This is a genomic window from Rhodococcus sp. X156, assembly GCF_004006015.1.
Lineage (GTDB): Bacteria > Actinomycetota > Actinomycetes > Mycobacteriales > Mycobacteriaceae > X156.
In genome coordinates, this window is sequence record NZ_CP034766.1 from 2713526 (window position 1) to 2732078 (window position 18553).

Annotated in this window: 19 protein-coding genes; 1 reads left to right on the forward strand and 18 read right to left on the reverse strand. The window is 69.7% G+C overall.

Annotation, left to right across the window (positions count from 1 at the left end):
- Positions 1 to 211: 211 nt before the first annotated feature.
- A complete protein-coding gene (locus ELX43_RS12830; protein WP_127783767.1) occupies positions 212 to 2230 on the reverse strand; it encodes a protein meaA in 2019 nt (672 codons plus the stop codon).
- A 156-nt stretch (positions 2231 to 2386) separates the two neighbouring features.
- The gene (gene murA, locus ELX43_RS12835; protein WP_127783768.1) at positions 2387 to 3643 is read right to left on the reverse strand and encodes a UDP-N-acetylglucosamine 1-carboxyvinyltransferase; all 1257 of its coding nucleotides are present in this window, start codon (positions 3641 to 3643) and stop codon (positions 2387 to 2389) included.
- Between the two features lie 67 nt (positions 3644 to 3710).
- On the opposite strand from murA, the gene ELX43_RS12840 reads away from it, so the two are divergent.
- Entirely contained in the window at positions 3711 to 4283 is a 573-nt protein-coding gene (locus ELX43_RS12840; RefSeq protein WP_127783769.1) for a cob(I)yrinic acid a,c-diamide adenosyltransferase, read from the forward strand.
- A gap of 126 nt (positions 4284 to 4409) precedes the next feature.
- Here the strand turns inward: ELX43_RS12840 and ELX43_RS12845 are convergent, their stop codons facing one another.
- From ELX43_RS12845 to rpmE, 16 genes are all read right to left on the reverse strand, one after another.
- Positions 4410 to 4820 (reverse strand): DUF2550 domain-containing protein, encoded by a 411-nt coding sequence (locus ELX43_RS12845; protein WP_127783770.1) that lies wholly within the window; start codon positions 4818 to 4820, stop codon positions 4410 to 4412.
- Positions 4821 to 4875: 55 nt separating this feature from the next.
- Entirely contained in the window at positions 4876 to 5259 is a 384-nt protein-coding gene (locus ELX43_RS12850; protein ID WP_127783771.1) for a F0F1 ATP synthase subunit epsilon, read from the reverse strand.
- A gap of 24 nt (positions 5260 to 5283) precedes the next feature.
- Positions 5284 to 6735 carry a F0F1 ATP synthase subunit beta gene (atpD, locus tag ELX43_RS12855; protein WP_127783772.1) on the reverse strand — a complete coding sequence of 484 codons (1452 nt, stop codon included), beginning with the start codon at positions 6733 to 6735 and terminating at the stop codon, positions 5284 to 5286.
- Between the two features lie 13 nt (positions 6736 to 6748).
- Complete coding sequence (locus ELX43_RS12860; RefSeq protein WP_127783773.1) at positions 6749 to 7774, reverse strand: F0F1 ATP synthase subunit gamma; 1026 nt, start codon at positions 7772 to 7774, stop codon at positions 6749 to 6751.
- 9 nt (positions 7775 to 7783) lie between these two features.
- Positions 7784 to 9442, reverse strand: a complete 1659-nt coding sequence (atpA, locus tag ELX43_RS12865) for a F0F1 ATP synthase subunit alpha (protein ID WP_127783774.1) — start codon at positions 9440 to 9442, stop codon at positions 7784 to 7786.
- Between the two features lie 81 nt (positions 9443 to 9523).
- A complete protein-coding gene (locus ELX43_RS12870) occupies positions 9524 to 10324 on the reverse strand; it encodes a F0F1 ATP synthase subunit delta (protein WP_127783775.1) in 801 nt (266 codons plus the stop codon).
- 52 nt (positions 10325 to 10376) lie between these two features.
- The gene (locus ELX43_RS12875) at positions 10377 to 10925 is read right to left on the reverse strand and encodes a F0F1 ATP synthase subunit B (RefSeq protein WP_127783776.1); all 549 of its coding nucleotides are present in this window, start codon (positions 10923 to 10925) and stop codon (positions 10377 to 10379) included.
- Positions 10926 to 10930: 5 nt separating this feature from the next.
- Positions 10931 to 11185, reverse strand: a complete 255-nt coding sequence (locus ELX43_RS12880; RefSeq protein WP_127783777.1) for an ATP synthase F0 subunit C — start codon at positions 11183 to 11185, stop codon at positions 10931 to 10933.
- 92 nt (positions 11186 to 11277) lie between these two features.
- The gene (atpB, locus tag ELX43_RS12885; RefSeq protein WP_127783778.1) at positions 11278 to 12075 is read right to left on the reverse strand and encodes a F0F1 ATP synthase subunit A; all 798 of its coding nucleotides are present in this window, start codon (positions 12073 to 12075) and stop codon (positions 11278 to 11280) included.
- Between the two features lie 163 nt (positions 12076 to 12238).
- Entirely contained in the window at positions 12239 to 12691 is a 453-nt protein-coding gene (locus ELX43_RS12890; RefSeq protein WP_127783779.1) for a hypothetical protein, read from the reverse strand.
- Positions 12692 to 12736: 45 nt separating this feature from the next.
- The gene (locus ELX43_RS12895; protein ID WP_127784887.1) at positions 12737 to 13912 is read right to left on the reverse strand and encodes an MraY family glycosyltransferase; all 1176 of its coding nucleotides are present in this window, start codon (positions 13910 to 13912) and stop codon (positions 12737 to 12739) included.
- Positions 13913 to 13939: 27 nt separating this feature from the next.
- Entirely contained in the window at positions 13940 to 15226 is a 1287-nt protein-coding gene (gene glyA, locus ELX43_RS12900; RefSeq protein ID WP_127783780.1) for a serine hydroxymethyltransferase, read from the reverse strand.
- Positions 15227 to 15343: 117 nt separating this feature from the next.
- Positions 15344 to 16000, reverse strand: coding sequence for an L-threonylcarbamoyladenylate synthase (locus ELX43_RS12905; protein ID WP_127783781.1), 657 nt, complete (start codon positions 15998 to 16000; stop codon positions 15344 to 15346).
- Between the two features lie 42 nt (positions 16001 to 16042).
- Positions 16043 to 16918 carry a peptide chain release factor N(5)-glutamine methyltransferase gene (prmC, locus tag ELX43_RS12910; RefSeq protein ID WP_127783782.1) on the reverse strand — a complete coding sequence of 292 codons (876 nt, stop codon included), beginning with the start codon at positions 16916 to 16918 and terminating at the stop codon, positions 16043 to 16045.
- A gap of 73 nt (positions 16919 to 16991) precedes the next feature.
- Complete coding sequence (prfA, locus tag ELX43_RS12915; protein WP_127783783.1) at positions 16992 to 18062, reverse strand: peptide chain release factor 1; 1071 nt, start codon at positions 18060 to 18062, stop codon at positions 16992 to 16994.
- 132 nt (positions 18063 to 18194) lie between these two features.
- Entirely contained in the window at positions 18195 to 18428 is a 234-nt protein-coding gene (rpmE, locus tag ELX43_RS12920; protein ID WP_127783784.1) for a 50S ribosomal protein L31, read from the reverse strand.
- Positions 18429 to 18553: the final 125 nt, after the last annotated feature.

An 18553-nucleotide genomic window follows, 5' to 3' on the forward strand; every position in this document is an offset into this window, starting at 1 on the left:
CCTAGTGCAACCTGGCCGATCCGGGCCCCCCGGTCGTCCTCGTCCGGCCGTGACTGCACCAGATGATTTCTTGCGGGGGTGGCACCTACGTCGATGGGACAGGATCTGGGCCGTGGCCCGGAGCTTGTCGCTCTGTCGTGCGGTGCATGGAGAAAACTACGCGGCCCGCCGGGCCCCAGTCAAATCTGCTGGTCAGGGGCCCGGCGGGGGTTTACTCCGCGTTCTGCGCCGCCAGGACCACGTCCACGATCTGGTCCATGATCTCGGTCATCGCGTAGTCCTTCGGTGTGAATACCTGAGTAACGCCCTTGGCGCGCAGGATCTTTGCGTCCTCCGGCGGGATGATGCCACCCACCACCACAGGGATGTCCCCTGCTCCGGCAGCGGCGAGGCCGTCCACCACGGCGGGCACGACCTCCAGGTGTGAGCCCGACAACACGGACAGTCCGACCACGTGCACCCCCTCCTGCACCGCGGCCGCGACGATCTGGGCGGGGGTCAGTCGGATGCCCTGGTAGATCACCTCGAAGCCGCAGTCGCGGGCGCGCACCGCGATCTGCTCGGCGCCGTTGGAGTGCCCGTCCAGGCCCGGCTTGCCCACCAGCATGCGCAGGCGGCCACCGACGATGTCCTCGGCGGCCTTCACGTGCTCGCGCACCTTGGCGATCTCCGCACCGGCCTCACCGCCGGTGGAGGCCGCGGCGACTCCCGTGGGAGCGCGGTACTCACCGAAGACCTCGCGCAGCGCGCCGGCCCACTCCCCCGTGGTGACCCCGGCCCGGGCGCAGGCCATGCTCGCCGGCATCAGGTTGTCCCCGGTCTTGGCGGTGTCCCGCAGGGACTGCAGGGCTGCCTCCACCTCCTCGGCGTCACGGGAGCTCTTCCACTCCTGCAGCGCGGTGACTGCGGCCGCCTCGACGGCGGGGTCGACCACCTCGATTGCGCCGGCACCCTCGGCCTGCAGGGGGCTCGGCTCGGTGCCCTGGAACTTGTTCACACCCACCACGACGTCGTCCCCGGTCTCCATGCGCCGGCGGTGCTCCGCCAGGGACGAGACCAGCTCGGACTTCATGTAGCCGCTCTCTACGGCCGCGACCGCGCCGCCCATCTCCTGCACCTTGTCGATCTCGGCCCGGGCGCCCTGGACGATGTCGGCAACCGCCGCCTCGATCACGTGGCTGCCGGCGAAGATGTCCTCGTACTCCAGCAGGTCGGTCTCGTAGGCGAGCACCTGCTGCATGCGCAGGGCCCACTGCTGGTCCCAGGGGCGCGGCAGCCCCAGCGCCTCGTTCCAGGCCGGCAGCTGCACGGCGCGGGCCCGCGCGTCACGCGACATCGTCACGGCGAGCATCTCCAGCACGATGCGCTGGATGTTGTTCTCCGGCTGCGCCTCGGTGAGCCCGAGGGAGTTCACCTGCACCCCGTAGCGGAAGCGACGCTGCTTGGCGTCGGTGACCCCGTAGCGCTCGGCCACCAGCTCCTGCCACAGCTGGCCGAAGGCGCGCATCTTGCACATCTCCTCGACGAAGCGCAGCCCGGCGTTGACGAAGAAGGAGATGCGCCCGACCACCTCGCCGAACCGCTCCTCCGGCACCTGCCCGGAGTCGCGCACCGAGTCGAGCACGGCGATCGCGGTGCACAGCGCGTAGGCCACCTCCTGCACCGGCGTGGCGCCCGCCTCCTGCAGGTGGTAGCTGCAGATGTTGATCGGGTTCCACTTGGGGATGGTGGTGACGGTGTAGGCCACCATGTCGGTGATCAGCCGCAGGCTCGGCTCCGGGGGGAAGACGTACGTCCCGCGGGAGAGGTACTCCTTGATGATGTCGTTCTGCGTGGTCCCGGCGAGCTTGCTGAGCACCTCGTCGCGATCGAGCCCCTCCGCCTCGGCCTGCTCCTCCGCGACCACCTGGTACAGCGCCAGCAGCCACATGGCCGGGGCGTTGATGGTCATGGAGGTGTTGGCCGTCGCCAGCGGGATGTCCTGGAACAGGGTGCGCATGTCCCCCAGGTGGCTCACCGGCACCCCCACCTTGCCGACCTCACCCTTGGCGAGCTCGTCGTCGGGGTCGTAGCCGGTCTGGGTGGGCAGGTCGAAGGCCACCGAGAGGCCGGTCTGACCCTTCTCCAGGTTGCGCCGGTAGAGCGCGTTGGATGCGGTGGCCGAGGAGTGACCGGCATAGGTGCGCATCACCCAGGGTCGATCACGTTCTCGGTCGCTGGGATAGGGCACGGCAAACCTCCGCGTTGGCTGGGGACCTCAAGGGCCCGTCCGGCATAGGTGTCCATCAGACGTAACACCTAAGCCTACTGGCCAGTAGCGTTGCCGAGACAGCACGGGCGGTCTGCTCAGCCCCCAGGTCGTCGCGGCGCCCGCGACGACGGGAGATCAGTCGTGCACGCGCTCGATCTGCGCGCCGAGCTGCTGCAGCTGCTCCACGAACATCGGGTAGCCGCGGTCGATGTGGAACACGTCCCACACCAGCGTCTCGCCCTCGGCGCACAGGGCCGCCAGCACCAGGGCCGCACCGGCCCGGATGTCCGACGCCCACACCGGCGCGCTGGACAGTCGCTCCACGCCACGGACCACCGCGTGGTGGCCGTCGGTACGTGCGTCTGCGCCGAGCCGCACCATCTCCTCCACGAAGCGGAACCGCGCCTCGAAGACGTTCTCGGTGATCATGGAGGTGCCCTCGGCCACTGCGGCGAGGCCGATGGCCATCGGCTGCAGGTCGGTGGGGAAGCCGGGGAAGGGCAGCGTCACGAAGTCCACGGCGCGGGGCCGGTCCTGCTGCAACACCCGGAACCCGTCCGGGCTCTCCTCCACCACGGCGCCGGCGTTCTTCAGCTTCTCCAGCACCAGGTGCAGGTGCGCGGGATCGATGCCGGTCACCGTGACGTCACCGCGAGTCATCGCCGCGGCCATCCCCCACGTGGCGGCGACGATGCGGTCGCCGATCACCCGGTGCTCGGTGGGGTGCAGGGACTCGACGCCCCGCACGGTGAGCGTGGAGGTGCCAGCGCCGGAGACGTCGGCACCCATCTGGTTGAGCATGTCGCACAGGTCGACGATGTCGGGCTCGCGGGCGGCGTTGCCGATGGTGGTCTCCCCCTTGGCCAGCACCGCCGCCATGAGGATGTTCTCGGTGGCGCCCACCGACGGGTAGTCGAGCACCATCTCGGCGCCGTGCAGGTTCTCCGCCTCGGCCACCACGCAGCCGTGCGCGATGGCGCTCTCCGCCCCCAGCATCCGCAGCCCGGCCTGGTGCATGTCCAACGGGCGCGAGCCGATGGCGTCGCCGCCGGGCAGGGCCACCACCGCGCGGCGACAGCGCGCCACCAGCGGACCGAGCACGCAGACCGACGCCCGCAGGCGGCCCATCGCGGGAAAGTCCGCGTGGTGGCTCAGCTCGGCGGGAGTGGTGATCCGGGCGACGTCGCCGACCAGCTCGACCGTGCAGCCGAGTCCCCGCAGCACCTCCGCCATCAGGGGCACGTCGAGGATGTCGGGACAGTTGGTGATGGTGGTGGTGCCTTCAGCCAGCAGCGCAGCAGCCATCAGCTTCAGGACGCTGTTCTTTGCACCGCTCACGGTGATCTCGCCGGCCAGGCGCCCTCCACCGGACACCCGGAAATGCTCGCTCACAGGCGGTCACCCTAGCCGCTGCCGCCGGTGGGCATGAGGCCGGCTGCACTCGCGGTACCGTTCGCCCATGGCTGTGCACCTCACTCGCATCTACACACGCACCGGAGACGACGGGACCTCAGGCCTCAGCGACTTCTCCCGGGTCTCCAAGTGCGACCCCCGGCTGGTCGCCTACGCGGACACCGACGAGACCAACGCGGCGATCGGCGTGGTCCTCGCGCTGGCGCCGCCGCCCCAGGAGATCGTGGAGGTGCTGCGCCAGATCCAGAACGACCTCTTCGACGCCGGCGCCGACCTGTCCACGCCGGTGGTGGACAACCCCCAGTACCCGCCGCTGCGCATCACGCAGGCCTACATCGACCGGCTCGAGCGCTGGTGCGACCAGTACAACGCCCAGCTCGAGCCGCTGAGCTCCTTCATCCTCCCCGGGGGCACGCCGACCGCGGCGCTGCTGCACACCGCCCGGGTGGTCTCCCGGCGCGCCGAGCGCAGCGCGTGGGCCCAGGTGAACGCCTCGCCCGAGGACACCAGCAAGCTCCCCGCCACCTACCTCAACCGGCTGTCGGACCTGCTGTTCATCCTCTGCCGGCTGGCGAACCCGGACGGCGACGTCCTCTGGGAGCCCGGCGCCGGTCGCTGACCCGGCAGCTCGGAGCAACGTCCGCACAACGACAGAAGACGCCGCCGGCGCCAGGTTCGCGAACCTGGCGCCGGCGGCGTCTGTTGTCTGTCTGGTGCAGCCGTTGGCTCAGCACCGACGACCGTCTCAGTGCCTGCGCACCCGGCGGGCCCGCCCCGGGGGGCTGGACTCCACCCACGAGAGGAAGGCGGTGAGCTGGCCTCCGGTGAGCGCCAGCTCGGTCTCCTGCTCCCCGTCAGTCACGTGCAGCACCACTGTGCCGGTGGGGACCACGTCGCCCTCCGAGGCATCGGCGTCGCGACGCCCGAGGACCTCGATGCCGCAGCGCTGCAGCCTGCGGTCCGGACCGGGCCGCAGGCTGGAGACGCGGAAGAGGACCAAGTCCTCCTCCTGGTAACGCATGACCCCGTGGCGCCACCCCTTGCCGCGACCGGCGGGCAGCGCCCGGGCCACGATCTGGGTGCCACCCCGACGGAGCAGCTGCACGCGGTGGCCGGCAAAGAGCAGCACCGCCACGAGCAGGCCTATGACAGCCACGGTCGCAACGGTCTGTACCAGCTCCACCGCAGACAGTCTCTAGGCCTCGCGTCGATCAGCTGCTGCGCTCGATCGCGCGGATTCGACCCCGCGCGATGAGGGCATTGGTCTCGTCCTCGGTGGCCTCGGCGCTCCAGTGGTGCAGCGCCTCCCGAGCCTCCTCGACGTCGATCTCATCGGCCATGTCCGCAGACTCGGCCAGGACCGACACCTTGGACGCGGTGACGGAGATGAATCCGCCGTGCACCGCCGCGACCACGCGGTCACCGTCAGTCGTGTTGATGATGACGATGCCGCCCTCGACGAGCTGTCCCAGCACCGGCTCGTGCCCAGGCATGATGCCCAGCTCGCCCTCGGTGGTCTGGGCGACCACCATGCTCGCCGTGCCGGACCACACGCTGCGCTCCACCGCGACGAGCTCAACCGTCATCTCAGCCATGTCGAGCTCCTCTCCGGGCCCCGGTCACTTGCCCTGGAGCTTCTTGGCGTTGGCCTCGACGTCGTCGAGGCCACCGCAGCTCACGAAGGCCTGCTCGGGCAGGTGGTCGTACTCGCCCTTGGTGACCTTGTCGAAGGCCTCGATGGTCTCCTTGAGCGGGACGTAGGAGCCGTCCTGGCCGGTGAACTGCTTCGCGACGAAGAAGTTCTGACCGAGGAAGCGCTCGATGCGACGCGCCCGGTTGACCAGGACCTTGTCCTCCTCGGCGAGCTCGTCCATGCCGAGGATGGCGATGATGTCCTGCAGCTCCTTGTAGCGCTGCAGGATGCGGATGACCTCCTGCGAGACCCGGTAGTGGTCCTCGCCGACGATCATCGGGTCGAGGATCCGCGACGTCGAGCTCAGCGGGTCCACGGCCGGGTAGATGCCCTTCTGGGTGATCGCACGCGAGAGCTCCGTGGTGGCATCCAGGTGGGCGAAGGTGGTCGCCGGCGCCGGGTCGGTGTAGTCGTCGGCGGGGACGTAGATGGCCTGCAGCGAGGTGATGGAGTTTCCTCGCGTGGAGGTGATCCGCTCCTGCAGCTCGCCCATCTCGTCGGCCAGGGTGGGCTGGTAGCCAACGGCGGAGGGCATGCGACCCAGCAGGGTCGAGACCTCGGAGCCGGCCTGGGTGAACCGGAAGATGTTGTCGATGAAGAGCAGCACGTCCTGGTTCTTCACGTCGCGGAAGTACTCCGCCATCGTGAGGGCCGACAGGGCGACGCGCATGCGCGTGCCCGGCGGCTCGTCCATCTGGCCGAAGACCAAGGCGGTCTGCTCGATGACGCCGGACTCGGTCATCTCCTCGATGAGGTCGTTGCCCTCACGGGTGCGCTCGCCGACACCGGCGAACACCGAGACGCCACCGAACTCCTGCGCGACTCGACGAATCATCTCCTGGATGAGCACGGTCTTGCCCACACCGGCACCACCGAACAGGCCGATCTTGCCGCCCTGCACGTACGGGGTGAGCAGGTCGATGACCTTGATGCCGGTCTCGAGGATCTGCGTCTTGCCCTCGAGCTGGTCGAACGCTGGGGGCTTGCGGTGGATGCCCCACTGCTCGCCGTCGCGGCCGGTGCCCGGCGCGTCGAGGCAGTCACCGAGGGCGTTGAACACGTGGCCCTTGACGACGTCGCCGACGGGAACCGAGATCGGCTTGCCGGTGTCGGTCACCTCGGCGCCACGGACCAGGCCGTCGGTGGGCTGCATGGAGATGGCGCGCACCAGGTTGTCACCGAGGTGCTGGGCCACCTCCAGGGTCAGCTTCTTGGCCACCGTCTCGAGAGTGATCTCGGCGTGCAGGGCGTTGAACAGCTCGGGGATGGCGCCACGCGGGAACTCCACGTCGACGACCGGACCGATGACGCGGACGACGCGGCCTGCCTGGTCGGAGCCAGCCTCGCTGGCAGAGTCAAGTGTGCTTGCAGCAGTCATGTCAGTCATTCTCTCAATCGTTTTCCGCGCCAGCGGACAGCGCGTTCGCGCCACCGACGATCTCGCTGATCTCCTGGGTGATCTGGGCTTGCCGCGCCTGGTTCGCCTCGCGGCTCAACGTGCGCACCAACTCGTTCGCATTGTCGGTGGCGGCCTTCATCGCGGTTCGTCGTGCTGCCGACTCCGACGCGGCGGCGTCCAGCAGTGCCGCGTAGATCCGGGTGTTCACGTACTTCGGCAGGAGCGCCTCGAGCAGAGCCTCGGGCGCCGGCTCGAAGTCGTACATGGCCTGCGGACCGCTCTCGCGCTCCTGGACCACCTCGCCCTCGGCCATGGCCGCCTCGGCCCGCGACGGGCCGGAGTCCTCAGACTCCGACTCGTCGAGGTCGTCGACGTAGGTGACCTCGAGCGGGGCGACCCGCTTGACCACCGGCGTCTGGGTGAGCATGGACTCGAAGCGGGTGTAGACGATGTGGAGCTCGTCCACACCCTCCACGTCCACCGGCTCGCCGTCGACGCCGTCGATCTGCACGGTCTCGCCGGTGCCCGCGATGAAGCGGGCCACCATCTGCTCGCCGGCACGGGCGGCGTCCTCGTAGCCCGGCTGCTGGGAGAAGCCGGTCCAGGACGCCTCGATCTCGCGGCCGCGGAAGGTGTAGAAACCCACCCCCTTCTGGCCGAGGACGTACAGCACCGGCTGCTTGCCCTCGCTGCGCAACAGCTCCTGCAGCTCCTCGGCGGCGCGCAGCACGTTGGCGTTGTAGCCACCGGCCATGCCGCGGTCGCTGGTGACGATCAGCACCGCGGCCCGCTTGGGCTCGGACCGCTCGGTCAGCAGAGGGTGGTCCAGCGATGCCGCCGCGCCCGCGAGGGCGGACAGCACCTTGGTGATCTCTTCCGCGTACGGCTTGGACGCCTGGACCCGGGCCTGGGCCTTGGTGATGCGGGAGGTAGCGATGAGCTCCTGCGCCTTGGTGATCTTCTTGGTCGAGTTGATCGACCTGATCCGCTGGCGCAGCTCGCGTAGCTGGGCAGCCATGTCAGGCGGTCACTTCCCCGCGGAGCTGGTGGCCGGCCGCTGCTTGTTGACCTTGACCTTCTCCTGGTCGACCTCGTCCGCGTCCATGGCCTCGGCCTCGGGCTCGTTGACCACGGAGGTGCCGTCCGAGGAGGTGAACTGCTGCTTGAACTCGTTCACGACCTTGACCAGGCGCTCGGCGTTGTCGTCGGAGAGGTTCTTGGTCTGCCGGATGTCGCCGAGGATGTCGTCGTCGCTGCGACGGATGTGCTCCAGCAGCTCCTTCTCGAACCGTCGGACGTCGGCGATCGGCACGGAGTCGAAGTGGCCCTCGCTGCCGAGGTAGATCACCACGATCTGCTCGTCCACCGGCACCGGGGAGTACTGCCCCTGCTTGAGCAGCTCCACCAGGCGCGCGCCACGGTCGAGCTGTGCCTTGGACGCGGCGTCGAGGTCGGAGGCGAAGGCGGAGAACGCCTCCAGCTCGCGGTACTGAGCCAGGTCCAGACGCAGCGAGCCGGACACCTTCTTCATGCCCTTGATCTGCGCGGAGCCACCGACGCGGGAGACCGAGATACCCACGTTGACGGCGGGACGCACACCCTGGTTGAAGAGGTCGGACTCCAGGAAGCACTGACCGTCGGTGATCGAGATGACGTTGGTCGGGATGTACGCCGAGACGTCACCGGCCTTGGTCTCGATGATCGGCAGCCCGGTCATGGAGCCCGCGCCCAGGTCGTCGGAGAGCTTCGCGCAACGCTCCAGCAGGCGGGAGTGCAGGTAGAAGACGTCGCCGGGGTAGGCCTCGCGGCCCGGCGGGCGACGCAGCAGCAGCGAGATGGTGCGGTAGGCCTCAGCCTGCTTGGTCAGGTCGTCGAAGACGATCAGGACGTGCTTGCCCTGGTACATCCAGTGCTGGCCGATGGCCGAGCCGGAGTAGGGAGCAAGCCACTTGAAGCCGGCGGAGTCCGACGCGGGGGCGGCGACGATGGTGGTGTACTCCATCGCGCCCGCCTCCTCGAGGGCGGTCTTGACGCCGGCGATCGTGGAGCCCTTCTGGCCGATCGCGACGTAGATGCAGCGCACCTGCTGCTCCGGGTCGCCGGTCGCCCAGGCTTCCTTCTGGTTCATGATCGCGTCGATGCAGACCGCGGTCTTGCCGGTCTTGCGGTCGCCGATGATCAGCTGGCGCTGGCCGCGGCCGATCGGCGTCATGGCGTCGATCGCCTTGATGCCGGTCTGCAGCGGCTGCTTCACAGGCTGACGCTCGAGCACGGTGGCGGCCTGCAGCTCGAGGGCGCGGTCGCCCTCGGACTCGATCTCGCCCAGGCCGTCGATCGGCTGGCCGAGGGGGTTGATGACGCGACCGAGGAAGTTGTCGCCCACGGGCACGGAGAGCACGGCGCCGGTGCGCCGGACCTCCTGGCCCTCCTCGATGCCCTCGTAGTTGCCCAGGATGACCGCGCCGATCTCGCTCGCGTCGAGGTTGAGCGCCACTCCGAGGATTCCACCAGGGAACTCCAGGAGCTCGTTGCTCATCGCCGAGGGGAGACCGCTGATGTGGGCGATACCGTCACCGGTGTCCGTCACCAGGCCGACCTCCTCGCGGGAGGCCTCCGGGGAGTAGCTCGAGGTGTAGTTCTCGATCGCACTACGAATCTCGTCGGAGGAGATCGTCAGCTCCGCCATGTCACTGTCCTGCTCTCAGTAGTCGTGCCACTGTCTCGTTGCGCTCGTTCACAAAGGTAATGCTCCGCTGCTGCGGCCGATTCAGCCAGCCAACCTGCGGCGAAGCTCGTCCACGCGGCCGGCAATGCTGCCGTCGATGACCTCGTCACCAACCTGCACGACCATGCCGCCGATGAGCTCCGGGTCGACCTCGACGTGCAAGGTGACCTCGCGGCCGTAGGTCCGACCGAGGCTGGCCGCCAGCCGCTCCTCCTGCTGAGCACTGAGTGCAACTGCAGAACGAACGTGGGCGACCGATCTCTCCCGAAGCGTCGCGGCGAGCGCGGCGAGGGAGTCGAGGCCGTCGGCCGGCTCCTCGCGGTGCCGGGCCACCAGCTGGTCCACCAAGATCTTGGTGGTGTTGGTGGCCTTGCCGGACAGCAGGTTGTCCATCAGCTCGCGCTTGCCGGCGGCATCTGCCGTCGGGTCGCCGAGCACCCGCTCCAGCGCGGGGCTGCCCGCAACGATGCGTCCGAGCCGGAACAGCTCGTCCTCCACCGCGTCGAGCTCACCAGTCTGGTGGGCGTGGCGCAGCCGCAGCTCGCGGGCGAGCAGCTGCAGCGAGTCCACCAGGTCACGCGGTGAGGACCAGCGCTGCTCGGCCGCGGCCTTGACCACGTCCAGGGCTCCGTCGCTGATCTGGTTGCCGAGCACCCTGGAGACCAGGCTGACCCGGCCGGATGCCTCGGTGGAGGCGTCGGCCAGCGCCCGCCGCAGAGCGCGCTCGCCGTCCAGGAGCCCGACGACGGCAAAGAGGTCCTTGCCTACTTGTTCGGCGTCGGCGGCCGAGGCGGGGAGGTTCTCCCGCACCGCGGCCACGGCCTCACGACTTGCGGCGTACATCAAGACTCCCGTCGCGTAGCAAGGACTCCGGCGCGGGCGCCGGCCGGGTCCGTCATCGTGACGAGCTCATCGCGTCGAGCTCGTCGAGGAAGCGGTCGACCGTGGCAGAGCGCTTGGAGTCGTCCGCGAGGGACTCCCCCACCAGGCGCTCGGCCAGGTCCACCGAGGTGCGACCCAGGTCGGAGCGCAGCTCAGCGATGATCTGCTGGCGCTGCGCGGTGAGCTGGTTGTGACCCTGCGTCACGATGCGCTCGCTCTCCTGCTGAGCCTGCACGCGCATCTCGTCGATGATCTGCTGGCCCTGTGCACGGGCGTCGTCGCGAATCCGGGCCGCCTCGCCGCGGGCCTCGGCCAGCTGCGCGTTGTAGCGGTCCAGCGCGGCCTTGGCCTCGGCCTGAGCCTGCTCGGCCTTGGCGATGCCACCCTCGATCTTCTCGGTGCGCTCCTGCAGGACAGCCTGGAAGCGGGGCAGGACGTACTTCCAGAACGCGATGCCGATGATGATGATGCAGACGGTGGACCAGACGATGTCGTAGGTCGCCGGAAGGAGCGGGTTCTGCTCCTCCGTCGTCTCCGCGGCCAGTAGTGCGATCGGCGTCATCGGAATCAGAAGATGAAGCCGGCGACGAGGCCGATCAGCGCGAGGGCCTCGGTGAAGGCGATACCGAGGAACATCGTGGTGCGCAGCTGGCCGGCCATCTCGGGCTGGCGGGCCATGCCCTCGATGGTCTTGCCGACGACGATGCCGATGCCGATGCCCGGGCCGATGGCCGCGAGGCCGTAGCCGATGGCACCGTAGCCGGTGGCCTTGGTCTCCGTCGCCTGCGCGAGGACGTCTGCAGCTTGAAGCGCGACACTCATGTGGAGTCCCGTTACCTTTCTGTTGGCCGGACCCGGTGTCGGTACCGGGTCAGGTCGTCTGGTGCCGGAGGTGCCCGGCTAGGTGGAGCAGATCAGTGTTCGGCGGCGAGCGCCAGGTCAATGTAGACCGCGGCGAGCAGCGCGAAGATGTACGCCTGCAGGAAGATCACGAGCATCTCGAAGAGCGTGAAGAGGAAGCCCATGACCAGGCTGGGAAGGCCGAAGAGCTTCAGCGCTCCGCCGCCGTCGAAGAGGAAGTAGCTGGTCGCGCCGAAGAACAGCACCAGCAGGATGTGGCCGGCCAGCATGTTGGCCAGCAGTCGCACCGTGAGGGTGAACGGACGCAGCAGGAAGGTCGAGACGAACTCGATCGGGATCACGATCAGCAGCAGCGGCTTGGGCAGGTTGGGGACGACGAGGCTGTCCTTCATGTGCCCGCCGAAGCCCTTGGCCTTGATGCCGGCGTAGTTGAACACCACGTAGGTGAGCAGCGCCAGCACCAGCGGCATGCCGATCAGCGCGTTGGTGGAGATGTTCAGCAGCGGGATGACACCGGTCGCGTTGAGCGTGAGCACGGTGAAGAAGATGACCGCGATCACCGGCAGGAACCGGCGGCCGTTCACCTTGCCGAGGATCTCGTCGGCGATCTGGATGCGGACGAAGTCCAGCGCCAGCTCACCGAAGTTCTGCACGCCCCGGGGCACGATCTGCGGCTTGCGCATCGCGATGTAGAAGAACAGGACGAGCAGCAGCGAGAACGCCACCCTGATCAGCATCAGCCGATTCATCTCGAAGGGCGTGCCGTCGAAGAGGACGGAGGATGGGTAGAAGTCGTCCAGCGACGGCGGGTGGTACTCGCCGTCGGAGGCGGCCGTGACGATGACGCTCAGCGGTCTCTCCCGTGATCGGGCGGGGAGTGTTGACCCCGGTGCCTACGGATGTGAACAAGTGCAGCCTGACTCCGTGCCCAAGATGCTGGGCGAGTCACGACCCTGGATGCGGGCCTGACCTTACCAAGTCATTGGACAGGATCGCACCAGCGGGGCTGCGGCGCTAGGCGGCGTCCTCGGAGTGGGGCGCCACGTAGGGCACGTTGGTGCTCAGCACCGCCCGCGTCTCCAGCGCCAGCACCGCGATCGCCTCGATCGCGATGACGATGACGAACGTTGGGTGGCTGTAGAACTCGAGGTCCCGCAGCACGGCGACGACGCCGATGAAGACGAGGATCTTGAGCAGGAACGATCCCAGCACCGCCGCCCCCATCACGGTGGGCTCGCTGCGGGCGGTGAGGAGCACGACAATGGCCGTGATCACGACAAATCCCCCACCCACTGCAGCGCCCAGCAGCGCGCCCCACAGGCCCTCCAGGCCCGCTATGGCGGAGGCGACGGCGGCCGCGACGACCGTCAGGACCAGCAGTCCGAGGACGCCCTGGCGCACGGCGGCGCGCAGCGCGGCCGTCGGGTCGGAGGACGTCGGGCGGGGGGTGGGGTTGTCCGTGCTCACGGCACACAGGGTACGGGGACGCCATCCCTGGGCGCACGGGCCCGACTAGCCCTCTGCGCGCCTGCGGGGGTCGCGCAGCCGCGGGATCGCCGAGCCCAGGAGGGCGACTGCCAGCCCCACCACCATCACCAGCGCCACCACCCGGACGTCGAAGATCGTGGTGGCCACCGCGCCGAAGGCGATCACCCCGGTCCAGAAGTAGATGAGCAGCACCGAGCGGCGGTGCGAGTGGCCAAGGCTCAGCAACCGGTGGTGCAGGTGCATCTTGTCCGGGGCGAACGGGCTGCGCCCGGCCCTGGTGCGGCGGACGATGGCCATCAGCAGGTCGAGCACCGGGACGAAGCTCACGGCGCCGACGACCAGCAGCGGGGTGAGCAGGGCGACCAGGTCACGGCCGCCGTAGGCGATCGGCGACACCTTGCCCGACGCGCTGGTGGACACCGCGGCGAGCATCAGCCCGATGAGCATGGAGCCGGAGTCACCCATGAAGATGCGGGCCGGCTCGAAGTTGTGCGGCAGGAACCCCAGGCACACCCCGGCGAGCACGGCGGCGATGAGCGCGGGCGGGTAGTTGCTGACGTCTCCCCCGGACCGGTCGAGCAGGCCGAGGGAGAAGGCACACATGGCCAGCGCCGCGATCAGCCCGATGCCGGCCGCGAGCCCGTCCAGGCCGTCGACGAAGTTCATCGCGTTGACCAGCAGCACCGTGACCCCCACGGTCACCAGGCCGGACTGCAGCTGGTCGAAGACCAGGATGTTGTTGCCCGCGCCGAGGGGGAAGTACACCTGCAGCCACTGCAGCCCGAGCAGCACCAGCACCCCGGCGGCGGTGACCTGGCCGGCGAACTTGGTGAGCGAGTCCAGCCCGAACCGGTCGTCGATGGCGCCGACCAGCACGATCACCAGCCCGGCCCACAGCACCGCGGTGACGTCGGAGCTGTAGTCGAAGCCGCGGGTCAGCGCCGGCAGCTGCGCCGCCAGCAGCATGGCCGCGAGCACACCCAGGTACATCCCCACCCCGCCGAGTCGCGGGGTGGGGGTGACGTGGACGTCGCGGTCGCGGGGGTAGGCCACCGCGCCGATCCGGATGGCGACCACCCGGATGATCCCGGTGGCCAGGAAGGTGACGACGGCAGCCGTCAGCCCGACCAGCGCCAGCTCCCGGATCGGGACGCCGGTCCCGCCGGGGGCGATCAGCGCGACAGTCTCCCCCCGTTGCAGCGGCACGGTGTCAGCCGGGCCTCAGCCTCAGCTGCGCGGAGCTGGGTAGGCGGGGTTGAGCGCGACCAGCTCGCCCACGGCCTGGGCGACCTGGGCCAGCTCGGCGTCGCCGGCCGTGGTGCCGTGCTCGGCCTTGACCGCGCGGGCGATGAGCGAGGCGACCTCGGCCATCTCCGGCTGTCCCATGCCCTGGGTGGTCAGTGCCGCCGAGCCCACCCGGATGCCCGAGGCGACCATCGGCGGTGCCGGGTCGTAGGGGATGGCGTTCTTGTTCAGCGTGATCCGGGCTGCGTCGCACCGGGCCTCGGCGTCGGCACCGGTGACGCCGAGCTCGCGCAGGTCCAGCAGGGCCAGGTGCGTGTCGGTGCCGCCGGAGACCGCCCGCATGCCCTCGGCCTCCAGCGCCTTGGTCAGCGCCGAGGCGTTGCCGACGACCTCGCTGGCGTAGCTCTGGTAGCTGGCCTGCGAGGCCTCCTTGTAGGCCACGGCCTTGGCGGCGACGGCGTGCATGAGCGGGCCGCCCTGGGTGAACGGGAAGACCGCCTTGTCCAGGGCCTTGGCGTGCTCGGCCTTGGACAGCAGCATGCCGCCGCGGGGGCCGCGCAGCACCTTGTGCGTGGTGGCGGAGACGACGTCGGCGTAGGGCACCGGGGAGGGGATCGCCTTGCCGGCGACCAGGCCGATGAAGTGTGCGGCGTCGACCCAGAGGATGGCGCCGACCTCGTCGGCGATCTCGCGGAACGCGGCGAAGTCGATCAGCCGCGGGTAGGCGGTGGCGCCGGTGACGATCATCTTCGGCTTGTGCTTGCGGGCGAGGTCACGGACCTCGTCGTAGTCGATCAGCTCGGTGTCCTTGCGCACGTGGTACGGCACGGGGTTGAACCACTTGCCGGAGAAGCTGACCTTGGAGCCGTGGGTCAGGTGGCCGCCGTGCGGCAGGCTCATCGCCAGCACCGTGTCGCCGGGCTGGCAGAAGGCGGCGTACACCGCGAGGTTGGCGTTGGCGCCGGAGTGCGGCTGCACGTTGGCGTGCTCGGCGCCGAAGAGCGCCTTGGCGCGGTCGATGGCGATGACCTCAGCCTTGTCGACCTCCGAGCAGCCGCCGTAGTAGCGGCGCCCCGGGTAGCCCTCGGCGTACTTGTTGCTCAGCGTGGAGCCCAGGGCCGCCAGCACCGCAGGACTGGTGAGGTTCTCGCTGGCGATCAGCTGCAGACCGCCGCGCAGCCGCTCGAGCTCGGAGAGGAGCACACCTGCGATCTCGGGGTCCTCGTGCTCGAGCGCGTTGAAGTCAGGTCCCCAGAACGGCGTGCTCACGCTGTGTACTCCTCGTTGGGCTTGCTGGGCATCATGGTGCTGCCACGGTAGATGAGACGTGCGAAGTCTATGCGACGCCGACCTGGCCCCTTTCGGAGTGCGGGCCGAGCTGGCAGGTCAGCGGCGGAGGACGTCCTCCGGCGGGACCCCGAGCACCTCGGCGACGGTGGTGGTGGCCACCGCACCCTCGCGCAGCACCCGCGGCCGGTCACCGGTGAGGTCGACGATGGTGGAGGCGACCGCGGACGCGCACGGACCGCCGTCGAGGTAGACGCTGACCGACGCACCGAGCTGCTCGCGGGCCTGCTCGGCGGTGGTGGCCGGGGGCTGGCCGGAGACGTTGGCGCTGGAGACCGCCATCGGTCCGACCTCGCGCAGCAGCTCCAGGGCCACCGGGTGCAGCGGCATCCGCAGCATGACCGTGCCGCGGGTGTCGCCCAGGTCCCAGCTCAGCGAGGGGGCCTGCTGGACCACCAGGCTGACGGCCCCGGGCCAGAACGCCTCCACCAGCATCCGAGCCTGCGGAGTGACGTCGAAGGCCAGGCCGTGGATGGTCTGCCAGGAGCCGACCAGCACCGGCACGGGCATGTCCCGGCCGCGGTTCTTCGCCCGCAGCAGGCTCTGCACGCCCACGCTGTCGAAGGCGTCGCACCCGAGGCCGTAGACGGTGTCGGTGGGCAGGACCACCAGCCGACCACCGCGCAGGGCGGAGGTCGCGGCCGTCAGGCCCTCGGCGCGGGTGTCGGGACGGGTGCAGTCATACGTGGTGCTCACGACCCTCATCCTCGCAGGGCCGGCGCGGGCGGTGCGGGCGGGTCAGCGCGCGGAGGAGACGCGGCGTGCGGTGGTGAAGCGGGGACGGCCAGCCAGGTCGGGGTGGCTGACCACGTCGGTGAACACCCGGCGCGAGCTGAACAGCTCCGCGACGACCTCACCGTGGCTGTCGTCGTGCTCGACGCCGATGACCCCGCCCACCTGCAGCAGCTGCGCGGCGTTGCGGATCAGCGGGCGGATGACCGAGAGGCCGTCGTCGCCGGCGAACACGGCCATCGCCGGGTCGTGCTCGGCGACCTCGGTGGACACCTCGGTGCCGGCCGGGACGTAGGGCGGGTTGGCCACCACCAGGTCGACCTTGCCCTCCAGCTGGGTCAGCAGGTTGGGGTCGGTGACGTCGCCGTGGTGCAGCCGCACCGGGGTGTCCCCCGCCGTGCGCCGCGCCTCCACGTTTCGCCGCGCCCACGCCAGCGCGGTGGAGTCGGCCTCGACGGCGTGCACGGTGGCGTCCGGGCGCGCGTTGGCCAGCGCCAGCGCCAGCGCCCCGGAGCCGGTGCAGAGGTCGAGCACGAGCGGTGCCTGCACCCCCTCGAGCTGGGCCAGCGCCCAGCCCAGCAGCAGCTCGGTCTCCGGGCGCGGGATGAACACCCCTGGACCCACCTCGACGGTGATGGCGCCCATGGCCGACCAGCCGGTGAGGTGCTGCAGCGGGATGCGCTGGGCACGCTGCTCGACCAGCCGGCGGTAGGTCTCGATGGTCAGCGGGTCGACCAGCGGCACCATGGCCAGCTTGGTGCGCGGGATCTCGACCACGTGGGCGGCCAGCATCTCGGCGTCGGCACGCGGGCTTCCCACGCCGGCCTCGGTCAGCAGCTTGGTGGCCTCGACGATCGCGAGGCGGAGAGGTTGACGGCTCACGCGGTCAGCGTGCCACGTCGTGGCGCAACGAGATTCACGCGGATGGTCATTGGGCTCATCACTCGGGGCCCGCTCACTCTGCGGAGACCCGTTCCGCGCGCTCGGCCGCCATCAGCGCGTCGAGCAGGGCGTCCATGTCACCGTCGAGCACCGCGTCGAGGTTGTAGGCCTTGTAGCCGATGCGGTGGTCGGCGATGCGGTTCTCCGGGTAGTTGTAGGTGCGGATGCGCTCGGAGCGGTCGACCGTGCGCACCTGGCTCAACCGCTCTGCCGAGGCCTCTGCCGCCGTGGAGGCCTCCGCGGCGGCCTTGAGCCGGGCGACCAGCACCTGCATGGCCCGCGCCTTGTTCTGCAGCTGGGAGCGCTCGTTCTGGCAGGAGACCACCGTGTTGGTGGGCAGGTGGGTGATGCGCACCGCGGAGTCGGTGGTGTTCACGCCCTGCCCGCCCTTGCCGGAGGAGCGGAACACGTCGATGCGCAGGTCCTTCTCGTCGATCGCCACCTCGGCAGCCTCCTCCACCTCGGGGTAGACCATGACCCCGGCAGCGGAGGTGTGCACCCGGCCCTGCGACTCGGTGACCGGCACCCGCTGCACGCGGTGCACCCCGCCCTCGAACTTCATCCGGGCCCAGACCCCGATCGGGTCGTCGCCCCGGGACTTCACCGACAGGGTGGCCTCCTTGTAGCCGCCGAGGTCGGAGGTGGCGGCGTCGAGCACCTCGATGCGCCAGCCGTGGCGCTCGGCGTAGCGCAGGTACATGCGCACCAGGTCGGCGGCGAACAGCGCCGACTCCTCGCCGCCCTCCCCCGACTTGACCTCCAGCACCACGTCGTCGCCGTCGTGCGGGTCCCGCGGGGCGAGCAGGTCGGTGAGGGCCACGTCCAGGCGCTGCACCTCCGCGGCCAGGGCGTCGGCCTCCTCCCCGAAGGCGGAGTCCTCAGCGGCGAGCTCACGGGCGGCCTCCAGGTCCTCGCGGGCCTGCACCAGGCGGTCGTGGGTGGCGACGACGGGGCCGAGCTCGGCAAAGCGCTTGCCCACCTTCCGCGCGGCCGCGGCGTCGGCGTGCAGCTCTGGGTCGGACAGCTGTTGCTGCAGTCCGGCGTGCTCGGCGAGCACGTCGTCCAGCGCTGAGGGCTCGTTCATCGATCTCCGCCTCGTGTGGTGACTCGTGTGGTGACCAGCGGTGCTCGCGCGGTGGGCGCGGACGCTGGGAGGACTCCCCCCTGCACGCCACAGCGCCCGCCCTGCGGTGCAGGACGGGCGCTGGGAGTGGAGCTACTTGGCGTCTTCGGCTGCCTTGCCGGCGCGCTTGCCGTAGCGGGCCTCGAAGCGGGCGACGCGACCGCCGGTGTCCAGGATCTTCTGCTTGCCGGTGTAGAAGGGGTGGCACTGCGAGCAGACCTCGACGTTGATCTGACCGCTCGCCTCGGTGGTGCGAGTGGCGAACGTTGCCCCGCAACCACAGACGACCTGGGTCTCGGTGTAGACGGGGTGAATTCCTGACTTCATGGTGCCCTCTCCTCGTGGCCGCCGGGTCGCCCTCGACGAGGGCGTGAACCGGAACCGGACTCAGCCGCTCAGTGTGCCAGAGCGGCTGCTGGTTGGTCCAACCACCGGGGTGGGGTTGATGTTCC